The organism is Caballeronia zhejiangensis (genome assembly GCF_022879815.1).
GTDB lineage: Bacteria > Pseudomonadota > Gammaproteobacteria > Burkholderiales > Burkholderiaceae > Caballeronia > Caballeronia zhejiangensis.
Window position 1 is genome coordinate 131,483 of record NZ_CP084284.1, and the last position, 12,157, is coordinate 143,639.

A 12,157-nucleotide genomic window follows, 5' to 3' on the forward strand; every position below is an offset into this window, starting at 1 on the left:
CTGCATTCGATGGATTGCCGACATTCTAGCCAGAGCGCGCGCGACGCTCGCAAAGATGACAAAAAAGTCATCGAGAGGTCATCGATCGATCAGCGGCGCGTCGCTACCATGCCCTCGAAATCTCAACGACTCGCGAGGCTCGACGACGTGCAAATCCAACCGTTATGGCTGCGCATCACGCACTGGCTCAACGCGTTCGCCGTGTTGATCATGGTGACGAGCGGCTGGCAGATCTACAACGCATCGCCGATTTTCAAATCGCTGACCTTCTCGTCCGCGATCACGCTCGGCGGCTGGCTCGGCGGCGCGCTGCAATGGCATTTCGCGGCGATGTGGCTGCTGGTCGCGAATTTTATCGTGTACGTCGCGATGAATCTCTTCACCGGACGCCTGCGCCGCCGCATGTTTCCGCTCTCCATCAAGAGCATTTTCACCGACGCCTTCGCCGCGCTACGCGGCAAGCTCGGTCACGACGATCTCACGCATTACAACGCGGTGCAGAAGTTCGCGTATCTCGCGGTGATCGTGGACATCGCGATCGTGATCCTGTCGGGACTCGCGGTGTGGAAATCGGTGCAGTTTCCCTTGCTTCGCACGTTGATGGGCGGTTACGACAACGCTCGCATCGTGCACTTCTTGGGCATGAGTTTTCTCGTGGCGTTCTTCGTCGTGCACGTCGCGATGGTCGCGCTCGTGCCGCGCTCGCTCGTGCTGATGATCCGAGGTCGCTAACACATGTCGCTCAAGCTATTCAAATCGAGACCCGACGCTGAACTCATCATCAAGGATGCCGCGAAGGAACTGAAGGCGCCGGCGCGCCGTTTGTTCGGCAAGCGCATTCTTTCGCTGGGCGGCCTCGCGATGCTGTCGGGCTGCAACATCACCGACGACAAATCGGTCAACGCAATGCTGCGCCGCATTTCATCCTTCAACGACGACATGCAGGCGTTGCTATTTGACCCGAACCAGCTCGCGCCGACTTATCCCGACTCGATGATCACGCGGCCGTTTCCGTTCAACGCGTTCTATGACATCGATGAAGTGCCCGAAGTCGATCCATCGACATACAAGCTGGAGATAGGCGGCCTCGTCAAGGGCAAGCGTGCGTGGACGCTCGACGAACTGCACGCGATGCCGCAGGAAAGCCAGGTGACACGGCATATCTGTATCGAAGGCTGGAGTGCGATCGGCAAGTGGGGCGGCGTGCGATTCGCGCAAATCCTCGCGCGTGCAGGCGCCGATACGAGCGCGAAATACGTGGCCTTTCATTGCGCCGACAACTACTCGACGAGCATCGACATGCCGACCGCGCTGCACGCGCAGACGCTGCTCACGCTCACCTACGACGGCCAGATTTTGCCGGCGAAGTACGGCTTCCCGATGAAGCTGCGCATGCCGACCAAGCTCGGTTACAAGAATCCGAAGCACATCGTCGCGATCACTGTGACGAACGATTATCCCGGCGGCTATTGGGAGAACCAGGGCTACAACTGGTTCGGCGGTTCCTGAAGCCTTTGCTTTCATCACCAGAAGGAGATTGCATGTCGATTCGACTCAAACTTGGCGTCAGCATCGTGACGCTCGCACTCGCATCCGCGGCTCTTGCTCAGACGCCCGCCGCGAAACCCGCGCGCATTCGCGGCGATATCGTGTCGCTGTCGGGCGATACGCTGACCGTTCATCGACGCAGCGGCGACACCGTGAAGATCGCCGTCAAGGCAGATACGCCCGTCACCGCGCTGAAGAACATCAAGCTGCAGGACATCAAGCCGGGCTCGTTCGTCGGCACGGCTGCGACCACCGGCACCGACGGCAAGCTCACCGCGACCGAGGTACTCGTGTTCCCGGAAGCCGCGCGCGGCACAGGCGAAGGCCACTATGAATGGGATCTCGGACCGAAGAGCTCGATGACCAACGCGAACGTCGATCAGGTCGTGCAAGGCACGAGCGGCCGCGATCTGAAGCTCTCGTACAAGGGCGGCGCGAACTCGGTGACCGTACCGGAGAACGTGCCCGTTGTGACGTTCGCCCCCGCGACGCACGATGACCTGAAGCCCGGAAAGAAAGTGTTCGTCGTCGCGACTCCGGCTGGTTCGGACTTCGCGGCGCAACGCATCGTCGTGGAGAAGGATGGCGTCGCGCCGCCGATGTAAGCGTCACCTTCGATAAAGTCCCTGCACGCGCCCGCCGATCATCGATCGCGGGCGTTTGTCATTCGAGCGTCGTGCGTATATGCCTCACGCTCGACACCGTGTCGTCGAAACGCGCGTTGCCGAGCTTGCGCTTCATGCGCCGCGTGACCTCCGAGCTGACCGCGCCGATGCGCTTCATCATCGCGACCGCGGAATCGGTCGGATGAATGGCGGATTCGCGGCCATCGCGTTCAGTGGACCAGCGCTCGACGAGCCCCAGTTTCGCCAGTCCGTCGAGCGTGCGCGTGGCAGTGGGGCGCGTGATCGCGAGTGCATCGGCAAGCGTGCCTTGAAGCTGCCCGGGATGCTCGACAACCGCGCGCAACATGAACGCCTGCGACGGCGTGAGTCCGAACGGCTTGAACGCTTTGGCCCATTCGCGTTCGAGTGCGCGCGCGAGTGCGGTGGTGTTGAAATAAAGGCATTGGTCGAACATACGGGTCACCGTCGTGTCATGTAATTCGATCTGCAACTATCGATTGAACGTAGCGCGCGTCAGCAGATTTTACGTGGCCGCGATACCATGGCCGTCTGCGTCATATGGTCCGGCGCAAGCAACATTGGCCACGCCACTCTCAAGGAGACATGCATGAGCAACACTCGTTCCGACCTTCCCGCTTATCCGAATACCCGGCTTTATATCGACGGCGCGTGGCGCGACGGTTCGCGCGACACGGCCGTCATCAATCCGGCGAACGAAGCGGAGATCGGCCGTCTCGCGCTCGCGGGCGAAGCCGAGCTTTCGCTCGCCGCCGACGCCGCCGCGCGCGGTTTCAAGGAATGGCGCAAGGTTTCGCCCTACGAGCGCAGCAAGCTGATGCGTCGCGCGGCGCAGAACATTCGCGAGCGTGCGGAACAGATCGCCGCCATCATGACGATGGAGCAGGGCAAGCCGTTCGGCGAGGCGCGCATCGAAACGCTGTCGGCAGCGGACATCATCGAATGGTTCGCGGAAGAAGGGCGCCGCACGTATGGCCGCGTGATTCCGTCGCGAACGGATGCCGTGCGCCAGATCGTGACGCGTGAGCCGGTCGGTCCGGTCGCCGCGTTCACGCCGTGGAATTTCCCTATCAATCAGGCGGTGCGCAAGGTATCGGCCGCGCTCGCGTCGGGGTGCTCGGTCGTGCTCAAAGGCCCCGAGGAAACGCCCGCAAGCTGCGCGGCGCTCGTGCAGGCTTATGCCGATGCGGGCCTGCCCGCCGGCGTGCTGAATCTCGTCTTCGGTGTGCCCGCCGATGTCTCGAAGTATCTGATCGCGCATCCCGCGATCCGCAAGATTTCGTTCACCGGTTCGACGCCGGTCGGCAAGCTGCTTGCGTCGCTCGCGGGCGAGCACATGAAGCGCGTGACGATGGAACTAGGTGGCCACGCGCCGGCCATCGTGTTCAAGGACGCCGACATCCCCCGCGCCGCGAAGATGCTCGCATCGGCGAAATTCCGCAACGCGGGTCAGGTCTGCATCTCGCCGACGCGCTTTCTCGTCGAAGAATCCGCGTATGACGAGTTCGTGCAGCACTTCGTCGCCACCGCGAGCGCGGTGAAAGTGGGCAACGGTCTCGACGATGGCGTTCAGATGGGTCCGCTCGCGAACGGCCGCCGCCTCGAAGCGATGGAACGCCTCGTCGCCGATGCGCGCGAGCACGGCGCGAAGGTGTTGACGGGCGGCGAGCGCATCGGCCGCGAAGGCTACTTCTTCGCGCCGACCGTGCTGACCGATGTGCCGCTCTCCGCGCGCATCATGACCGAAGAGCCGTTTGGCCCGATCGCGCCGATCGCATCGTTCAAGTCGTATGACGAAGTGATCGCCGAGGCCAATCGCCTGCCTTATGGGCTTGCCGCTTACGCTTACACGAGCTCTGCGGCGACGTCAGCGGCGGTGTCGGACGATATCGAAAGCGGCATGCTCTCGATCAATCACCACGGCCTCGCATTGCCGGAGACGCCGTTCGGCGGGGTCAAGGATTCGGGCTACGGCTCGGAAGGCGGCAGCGAAGCGATGGAAGCGTATCTCGTCACGAAGTTCGTGACGGAGCATCGTTGATTCGCGAGTCGGTAGGTTAGTTGGACGGCGGCCCTTCGACGGGCCGCTTTCCTTGATGATCCGATAGTTCGGATGACGAATGAGCGCGGTATGAATCGTCATCGAACAAAGCTACAGGAGCCAGCAAGTGACGCAATCGAAACAACCCACGATCGCAATTCTCGGCGCAGGCAGCATGGGATCGGCCATTGGCCGTACCTTCACGCAAGGCGGTGCGCGCGTGCTGACATCGCTCGAAGGACGCAGCGCGGCGAGCGCAGCGCGTGCGCGCGAAGCCAGCATGGAAGATGCAAGCCTCGACGATCTCGTGGCGTGCGACTTCATTCTGTCGATCGTGCCGCCCTCGGTCGCTGTCGATACCGCGCAGCGCCTCGCTCCTCTGTTCGAACGCGCGAGCGCGCAGCCCGTCTACATCGACTGCAATGCGATCAATCCCGCTACCGTCGGCCAGATCGAGCGCGCGCTCGAACCGACGCGCACGCCGTTCGTCGATGCATCGATCATCGGTCAGCCATCGGCGCCGAAGTTCTACATGTCGGGACCGCATGCGAAGCGCACTCAGCTACTCGCCGATCACGGTCTCGTCGTGCGGGTGCTCGACGGCCCGAACGGCGCCGCATCCGCGCTCAAGATGTCGTATGCGGGCATCACGAAAGGGCTGACGGCGCTCGGCTCGGCGATGGCGCTCGCCGCGATGCGCAACGGCGCGGGCGATGCGCTTCTCAGCGAACTCGCGGCGAGCCAGCCCGCGCTTGCCGCGTGGCTCGCGGGCAATGTGCCGCGCATGCCGCCGAAGGCCTATCGCTGGGTCGCGGAGATGGAAGAGATCGCGGAGTTCGTCGGCGACGAGTTCGCGGAGCATCGCATCTACGAAGGCGCGGCCGGACTTTACGCGCGGCTTGCGAAAGACAAGGACGCGACGGACGCGCTCGAACGTTTCTTCAGCGAACGTCGTTAACCGCGCGCGGCCGCGGTTTCCGTCATGTACTCGAAGAAGCGCGCCGCGCGCCGGTCGCCCGCATAGGCCGAATTGATGCGCACCCACGCACACGCCTCGCCGTTCGGGCGGTAATAGCTGCCCGGCGCGAGCGTGACGCCGAACTTCACGGCTTCGTCGACGAGCACGGATGAATCGTCGATGCCGGGCACTTTCGCCCATACGAAGTTGCCGCCGCTCGGCTCGTCGAACACGTCCCATCCATAGCCTTCGAGCGTTTGCACCGCGCTCGACAGCGAATCGCGCACGCGCTTGCGCAAGCGCTCCAGATACTTGCGATACGTGCCGCGCTCCAGCAGGCCCGCCGCGACGCTTTCGGCGAAGCGCGTGCCGCCGAGACTCGTCAGCACCTTTACGTCGACGAGATTCTTCACGAGCTCGCGATTCGCCGCGAGATAGCCGATGCGCAGCGACGACGACAAGGTCTTCGACAAGCCGCCCACATAGATCACGCGATCGAGCTGATCGAGCGATGCCAGCCGTTGCGTCGGCACGGCCTGGAAGTCGGCGTAGATATCGTCCTCGACGATGGAAAAGCCGTGCTGGGTCGCGAGTTGCAGCAGCTTGAACGCGACTTGCGGCGCGACGTTCGTCGCAGTCGGATTCTGGAACACGGTGTTGATGAAGAAGAGCTTCGGCTGATGCTGCTTCAGCAGTTCTTCCGCGACGTCGATATCGGGTCCGTTCGCGAGCCGCGGCACGCCGACGAGCCGCACGCCCTGCAGCTTCAGGAGCCCGAAGAGATTGTAGTAACCGGGATCCTCGACGAAGACCGTATCGCCCGGCTTCAGCATGTAGCGCACGACGAGATCGAGCGCCTGGCTCGCGCCGTTCGTGATCATCACGTTGGGAAGATCGGCGTCGATGCCGAGCGCGTTGATCCGCATCGTGACTTGCTGACGCAAATCGGTGTCGCCGTGGGGAATCGCGTAATCGATCACGCTCGATACGTCGGTGCGCGACGCCTGACGGATCGCCTGCGTCAGGCCGTCCACATCGCGCCATGCCTCGGGAATGAAGCCGCTCGACAACTTCAGCGTCTCGCCGGGATAGTTGAACTGCTGGAGGATCTGGTTCGATTCCTCTTCGGCCAGACGCGGATCGCAATTGCCCGCGTTGCTGTCGCGTTCATCGACGTGATTCGCCACATAGAACCCGGAGCCGTGCTTCGGCTGAATGAGCCCGCGCGACGCGAGACGGTCGTAAGCCTCGATCACCGGAAAGCGGCTGATGCGCTGCTCGGCGGCAAGCTGACGAATCGACGGCAGCTTCGCGCCCGCGAGCACGCGGCGCGAGCGGATCATCGCTTCGATCTGACTGACGATCTGTTCGGTCAGCGGCACGCCGGTGCCGCTGTCGATGTGAAGCGGAAGTGCATTCATGATGTCTGAAACTGTTCAGTGATTTGCTGTGAACAGTTCGAGTTCGCTGTTCGCCAGTGTCGTCTTGCCATTCGAACGCATCCGAAAACCCGCGTCAAGACTGGCCGAATGGCTAGCTAGAGTGTTTTTAAAGTGTCGGATCGATGCGAACTGTTCGGGCAATTCGGCTTAACAGTTTCGGTCAAACTGTTCACAAGTGTTCATTCAAGCTGTTCGCAATCGGTCGAATAATAGGATCAACGGCTGCTCTTGCATCTCTGTCGGGCGGCCTTTCAGTTACGCGATCTGAAGGAGCGGCATCATGCGTGAAATCCGGACATTCGAACTCGACGGGCGCGATGCGCCTACGCGCTGGGTGATCGATCGGCCCCAAACGCTGCGCGTGACGCGCGGGCAAATCTGGCTGACCATCGAAGGCGGCGCCGACGATTACTGGCTGGACGCGGGCGCGTCCGTCGAACTGAAGCCTTACACGACGATCTGGGTCAGCGGGACGACGGACGCCAGTTGGTTCTCGATGTCGTCCGATTCGACGCGGGCGGGCGCGCGTCGCCTGAGGGAGATGGTGCGCGCGTTGTTCGCCCGCCGGACGACGTGGCCGCGCATCGCGATCTCCAAAGCGTAGGGAGCCAAAGAAGGGCGAAAAAAAACCCGGCCGTGGCCGGGTCCAATGTTCCCGCGCTCTTTCGAGCGCGGTCACCTGCAAAACTGCTTGAGCCTTTTACGCCGCGAGCAGCGAGCGCAGCACGAACGGCAGAATTCCGCCGTGCTTGTAGTAGTCGACTTCGATCGGCGTATCGATACGCAGCAGCACCTGCACGCGATCGTCCTTGCCGTCCTTGCGATGGATCACGAGCGTGACTTCCTGTTGCGGCTTGAAGTCGTCGCCGAGACCTTCGATGTCGTACGTCTCTTCGCCGGTGATGTTCAGCGACTGCACGCTGTCCGAGCCCTTGAACTGCAGCGGCAGCACGCCCATGCCGACGAGGTTCGAGCGATGGATACGCTCGAAGCTGCGCGCGACCACGGCCTTTACGCCGAGCAGTTGCGTGCCTTTCGCCGCCCAGTCGCGCGACGAACCCGTGCCGTACTCTTCGCCCGCGAACACGATGGTCGGCGTATTGGCGGCGATGTACTTCATCGCTGCGTCGTAGATGGACAGTTGCTCGCCGCTCGGCTGATGAATCGTCAGGCCGCCCTCGACGCGCGTGCCGTCGGCCTTCGCCGGGATCATCAAATTCTTGATGCGGACGTTCGCGAAGGTGCCGCGCATCATCACGTCGTGATTGCCGCGACGCGAGCCGTAGCTGTTGAAGTCGGCCTTCTGCACGCCGTTCGCCTTCAGCCACACGCCGGCCGGCGAGGTTTCCTTGATCGAGCCGGCCGGGCTGATGTGGTCGGTCGTCACGGAATCGCCGAAGATGCCGAGCGCGCGCGCGCCCTTGACCGCGGGAATCGAATCGGCTGGCTTCATCGAGAATTCGCTGCCGAAGAACGGCGGCTCGGCGATGTACGTCGACTTCGGCCAGTCATAGACCTGGCCGCTTTCGCCCGCGATCTTGCTCCACAGGTCGCCTTCCTTCGTGAGCTGAGAGTAGTTCTCGCGGAACGCCTTCGCGTCGAGCGCGAACTTGAGCAGCGCATGAACTTCGTCGCTCGTCGGCCAGATGTCGCCGAGATAGATGTCGCGGCCGTCCGTGCCCTTGCCGACCGGCTCGGTCATCAGATCGCGCGTGATGTTGCCAGCGATCGCGTAGGCCACGACCAGCGGCGGCGAGGCCAGGAAGTTCGCGCGGATGTTCGGGTGAATGCGCGCCTCGAAGTTGCGGTTGCCCGACAGCACGGCTGCCGCGACGACGTCGTTCTTCGTGATGGCATCGTTCAGTTCGGGCGTCAGATCGCCCGCATTGCCGATACACGTCGTGCAACCGTACGCGGCGAGCGTGAAGCCGAGCTTGTCGAGATAGGGCAGGAGGCCCGTCTTCGTCAGATATTCGGTGACGATGCGGGATCCCGGCGCGAGCGACGTCTTGATGTGCGGCGCGACCGTCAGACCCGCTTCGACGGCCTTCTTCGCCAGCAAGCCGGCGGCGAGCAGCACGCTCGGGTTCGACGTGTTCGTGCACGACGTGATCGCGGCGATCAGCACGTCGCCGTTCTTGAGATTCACGCCGTCGGCCGTCGTGTAGTTCGCTTCGAGCTCGGCGGCCTTCTTGTTGAAGCCGTTTTCGCCCACCGGCTTCGAGAACAGGTCGATGAACGTGCTCTTCACATTGCCGATTTCGATGCGGTCTTGCGGACGCTTCGGACCAGCCAGCGACGGCGCGACCGTGCCCAGATCGAGCGTGAGCGTCTTGGTGTAGTCGATTTCGCCGGCCTTCGGCACGCCCCACAGCTTCTGCGCCTTGAAATACTGCTCGAACGCGGCGATTTCGGCGTCGGTGCGGCCCGTGCCCTTGAAGTAGTCGATGGTCTTTTCATCGACGGGGAAGAAGCCCATGGTCGCGCCGTACTCGGGCGCCATGTTGCCGATGGTCGCGCGATCCGGCACGCCGATCGACGCCGTGCCTTCGCCGAAGAACTCGACGAACTTGCCGACGACCTTCTCCTTGCGCAGCATTTCGGTGATGGTCAGCACGAGGTCGGTCGCCGTGCAGCCTTCGCGCAGCTTGCCCTTCAGCTCCACGCCGACGACGTCCGGCGTCAGGAAATACACCGGCTGGCCGAGCATGCCCGCTTCCGCTTCGATGCCGCCCACGCCCCAGCCGACCACGCCGATGCCGTTGATCATCGTCGTGTGCGAGTCGGTGCCGACGAGCGTGTCCGGATAGTAGACGCCGTCCTTCTGATGCACGCCGCGCGCGAGGTATTCGAGGTTCACCTGGTGCACGATACCGATGCCGGGCGGCACGACCTTGAACGTGTCGAACGCCTGCATGCCCCACTTCATGAACTGGTAGCGCTCGTTGTTGCGCTGAAATTCCAGCTTCATGTTCAGATCGAGCGCGTTCGGCTCGCGGAAGTGATCGATCTGCACCGAGTGATCGACGACGAGATCCACCGGTACGAGCGGCTCGATCGCTTTCGGATCCTTGCCCGCGCGCTTCGCGACGCCGCGCATCGCGGCGATGTCGGCGAGCAGCGGCACGCCGGTGAAGTCCTGCAGCACGACACGCGCGACGACGAACGGAATTTCATCGACGCGAGCGGCATTCGGCTTCCAGTTCGCAAGCTGTTCGATGTGTTCTTCGGAAATCTTCTTGCCGTCGTAGTTGCGCAGCACCGATTCGAGCACCAGACGAATCGAAACCGGCAGACGCTGAATCTTGACCTTCAGCGCGTCGCCGAGTTGCGGCAGCGAGTAGAACTTGCCTTTGCCGGAACCGCTGTCGAATTCCTTGAGCGTGTTGTGGAGATTGTGGGCCATGGTTATTTTCCTTGGACTAAGACGAGGAAATTGCGCTGCTTAAATCACGTACAGATCGACATATTCATTGACCGGCATCGCTTCGAGCGTTGCCTGATCGAGCGATACCGCGAGGATCGCTTGCTGCTGCTTCTGCGGGAAACGGCGCGCCAGATTCGTCCTGAACTTCTCGACGAGCAGCGGTATGCCGTCCGCGCGACGACGCTTGTGACCGATCGGATAGTCCACTTCGACTTCGGCGAGCTTCGATCCGTCGTTGAATTCGACGGTCAATGCATTCGGGATCGAGCGCTTGTCCGGATCGAAATAGTCCTTCGTGAACTGCGGGTCTTCCACGCATTCCATCTTCGCGCGCAGCACGTCGATGCGCGGGTCCTGCGCGACGGAATCTTCGTAATCGGCCGCGGTGAGGCGGCCGTGAATCAGCGGCACCGCGACCATGTACTGAATGCAGTGATCGCGGTCCGCGGGGTTGTCGAGCGGCCCCTTCTTGTCGATGATGCGCAGCGCGGCTTCGTGCGTGCGAATCGTGATCTTGCGGATGTCATCGACGGATTTGCCGGCTTGCTTGAGCTCGCCGTGCAGCGTCATTGCCGCTTCGACGGCCGTTTGCGCATGGAATTCCGCGGGAAACGAAATTTTGAACAGCACGTTCTCCATCACATACGAGCCGTACGGACGCTGGAACGCGAACGCGTTGCCCTTGAAGAGCACGTCGTAAAAGCCCCATGTTTCAGCGGTCAAAACCGACGGATAACCCATCTCGCCGGTCTTCGCGATCAGCGCGAGGCGCACGGCGCGCGAGGTTGCATCGCCCGCTGCCCACGACTTGCGCGAGCCCGTGTTCGGCGCGTGGCGATACGTGCGCAACGCGTGACCATCGACGAAGGCGAGCGACACCGCGTTGACGAGTTCGTCGCGCGTGAGGCCGATCATCTGCCCGACGACCGCGGTGGAGGCCACTTTGACGAGCAAAACGTGATCGAGACCGACCTTGTTGAACGAATTCTCGAGCGCGATGCAGCCTTGAATTTCGTGCGCCTTGACCATCGCGATCAAAACGTCTTTCATGACGAGCGGCTTCTTGCCTGACGCGATCGCGTTGCGCGAAAGCCAGTCCGCCGTGGCGAGGATGCCGCCGAGGTTATCCGACGGATGACCCCATTCGGCGGCGAGCCACGTATCGTTGAAATCGAGCCAGCGGATCATTGCGCCAATGTTGAAGGCGGCCTGAACGGGGTCGAGTTGAAACCGGGTGCCTGGCACCTTCGCACCGTTGGGGACGATCGTGCCCGGCACGATCGGTCCCAGCAGCTTGGTGCAGGCGGGGTACGAAAGGGCTTCGAGTCCGCAGCCGAGCGTGTCGATCAGGCAGTTGCGCGCCGTTTCGAGCGCAAGCGTGCTGTCGACACTGTAGTCGAGCACGTAATCGACTATTTCGACGAGTACCTTGTCCGGCTCGGGCCGGACATTGGAAATCGGTGCGGACATCGAGGGATTCCTGATTTAAGTGCCGAGCTAACTTACTCCGCGTTCTTGATCAGCGCGTTCGATTGGGTCGGCGCTGCGCCGCCCGCTGCCATTTCGGGCGTCATGCACTCGTCGGCGAGGCGCGACGAGTCCTTGTCCGAGAACAGCATTGCTTTGGTCGGGATCACGACGAGATCCATGCCCGATGCCGAATCGTGGAAACGATCCGCACCGGTCGTCGTGTCCTGACGCGGCAGCTTGTAATCCTTCTTGGCCCAGTTCACGGTGACGATTGCGTCACGCTTCATGTCGCCTTTCAGGTAGAAAGCGTTGCCGTCCTTGCACGACCACTTCACTGCACCTTCGGGAATCGGATCAACCTTGGCCGCCGCGGCCGCTTCGGCCTTGGGACTGCGCTTGATCAGGCGGCGCGCCGGAGCGGGACGCTTGGCCGTGGTTTTGGCCTTGCTTGCATCGGTCGCGGTCGCAGCGAAGGCGTCGGCGCTGACGAAGACGCTCGTCGTAGCCAGCGTGCCGGCGATTGCAGCGATCAGAAGTTTGTTCATCGAAAAAAACCTTTCAAAAACATTGGGGTTGGATGGCGTTTGCCGCGCGGGGTGGATTTCCTCATCGTGAAATCCGATCGCG

The 12,157-nt window shown here is 62.3% G+C and carries 11 protein-coding genes; 6 read left to right on the plus strand and 5 right to left on the minus strand.

From position 1 onward, the window contains the following. Positions 1-108: 108 nt before the first annotated feature. Genes LDZ23_RS15135 through LDZ23_RS15145 form a run of 3 tightly spaced genes read left to right on the plus strand, consistent with a single transcriptional unit; the run spans position 109 to position 2,153 of the window. Complete coding sequence (locus tag LDZ23_RS15135; RefSeq protein ID WP_144403642.1) at positions 109-732, plus strand: cytochrome b/b6 domain-containing protein; 624 nt, start codon at positions 109-111, stop codon at positions 730-732. Between the two features lie 3 nt (positions 733-735). Further along, a complete protein-coding gene (locus LDZ23_RS15140; protein ID WP_008354075.1) occupies positions 736-1,509 on the plus strand; it encodes a molybdopterin-dependent oxidoreductase in 774 nt (257 codons plus the stop codon). 32 nt (positions 1,510-1,541) lie between these two features. Then, positions 1,542-2,153 (plus strand): hypothetical protein, encoded by a 612-nt coding sequence (locus tag LDZ23_RS15145; protein ID WP_008354074.1) that lies wholly within the window; start codon positions 1,542-1,544, stop codon positions 2,151-2,153. Between the two features lie 58 nt (positions 2,154-2,211). Here the strand turns inward: LDZ23_RS15145 and LDZ23_RS15150 are convergent, their stop codons facing one another. Beyond that, positions 2,212-2,628, minus strand: coding sequence for a MarR family winged helix-turn-helix transcriptional regulator (locus LDZ23_RS15150; RefSeq protein ID WP_008354073.1), 417 nt, complete (start codon positions 2,626-2,628; stop codon positions 2,212-2,214). 153 nt (positions 2,629-2,781) lie between these two features. On the opposite strand from LDZ23_RS15150, the gene LDZ23_RS15155 reads away from it, so the two are divergent. Next, on the plus strand, positions 2,782-4,233 hold the full coding sequence (locus LDZ23_RS15155; RefSeq protein ID WP_008354071.1) for an NAD-dependent succinate-semialdehyde dehydrogenase: 1,452 nt from the start codon (positions 2,782-2,784) through the stop codon (positions 4,231-4,233). 127 nt (positions 4,234-4,360) lie between these two features. After that, positions 4,361-5,191 (plus strand): NAD(P)-dependent oxidoreductase, encoded by an 831-nt coding sequence (locus LDZ23_RS15160; RefSeq protein WP_008354070.1) that lies wholly within the window; start codon positions 4,361-4,363, stop codon positions 5,189-5,191. Here the strand turns inward: LDZ23_RS15160 and LDZ23_RS15165 are convergent. Next, positions 5,188-6,612, minus strand: a complete 1,425-nt coding sequence (locus LDZ23_RS15165; protein WP_008354069.1) for an aminotransferase-like domain-containing protein — start codon at positions 6,610-6,612, stop codon at positions 5,188-5,190. The two genes, LDZ23_RS15160 and LDZ23_RS15165, sit on opposite strands and share 4 nt — an antisense overlap. A 301-nt stretch (positions 6,613-6,913) precedes the next feature. Here LDZ23_RS15165 and LDZ23_RS15170 point away from each other — a divergent pair, with 301 nt between their 5' ends. Beyond that, positions 6,914-7,237 (plus strand): DUF2917 domain-containing protein, encoded by a 324-nt coding sequence (locus tag LDZ23_RS15170; RefSeq protein WP_008354068.1) that lies wholly within the window; start codon positions 6,914-6,916, stop codon positions 7,235-7,237. Positions 7,238-7,333: 96 nt separating this feature from the next. Here the strand turns inward: LDZ23_RS15170 and acnA are convergent, their stop codons facing one another. The 3 genes from acnA to LDZ23_RS15185 are packed head-to-tail and all read right to left on the minus strand — an operon-like array spanning position 7,334 to position 12,075. Further along, a complete protein-coding gene (gene acnA / locus LDZ23_RS15175) occupies positions 7,334-10,039 on the minus strand; it encodes an aconitate hydratase AcnA (protein WP_008354067.1) in 2,706 nt (901 codons plus the stop codon). Positions 10,040-10,078: 39 nt separating this feature from the next. Continuing rightward, positions 10,079-11,530 (minus strand): bifunctional 2-methylcitrate dehydratase/aconitate hydratase, encoded by a 1,452-nt coding sequence (locus LDZ23_RS15180; protein WP_008354066.1) that lies wholly within the window; start codon positions 11,528-11,530, stop codon positions 10,079-10,081. Between the two features lie 32 nt (positions 11,531-11,562). Beyond that, positions 11,563-12,075: a hypothetical protein gene (locus tag LDZ23_RS15185; RefSeq protein WP_008354065.1), complete on the minus strand. Its 513-nt coding sequence runs from the start codon at positions 12,073-12,075 to the stop codon at positions 11,563-11,565. Positions 12,076-12,157 lie beyond the last annotated feature (82 nt).

Excerpts from the sequence above, each read along its gene's own strand:
- LDZ23_RS15170 (WP_008354068.1), top strand. The coding sequence starts at position 6,914 with ATGCGTGAAATCCGGACATTCGAACTCGACGGGCGCGATGCGCCTACG.
- LDZ23_RS15150 (WP_008354073.1), bottom strand. The coding sequence starts at position 2,628 with ATGTTCGACCAATGCCTTTATTTCAACACCACCGCACTCGCGCGCGCA.
- LDZ23_RS15145 (WP_008354074.1), top strand. The coding sequence starts at position 1,542 with ATGTCGATTCGACTCAAACTTGGCGTCAGCATCGTGACGCTCGCACTC.
- LDZ23_RS15165 (WP_008354069.1), bottom strand. The coding sequence starts at position 6,612 with ATGAATGCACTTCCGCTTCACATCGACAGCGGCACCGGCGTGCCGCTG.
- LDZ23_RS15140 (WP_008354075.1), top strand. The coding sequence starts at position 736 with ATGTCGCTCAAGCTATTCAAATCGAGACCCGACGCTGAACTCATCATC.
- LDZ23_RS15135 (WP_144403642.1), top strand. The coding sequence starts at position 109 with ATGCCCTCGAAATCTCAACGACTCGCGAGGCTCGACGACGTGCAAATC.
- acnA (WP_008354067.1), bottom strand. The coding sequence starts at position 10,039 with ATGGCCCACAATCTCCACAACACGCTCAAGGAATTCGACAGCGGTTCC.
- LDZ23_RS15180 (WP_008354066.1), bottom strand. The coding sequence starts at position 11,530 with ATGTCCGCACCGATTTCCAATGTCCGGCCCGAGCCGGACAAGGTACTC.
- LDZ23_RS15155 (WP_008354071.1), top strand. The coding sequence starts at position 2,782 with ATGAGCAACACTCGTTCCGACCTTCCCGCTTATCCGAATACCCGGCTT.
- LDZ23_RS15185 (WP_008354065.1), bottom strand. The coding sequence starts at position 12,075 with ATGAACAAACTTCTGATCGCTGCAATCGCCGGCACGCTGGCTACGACG.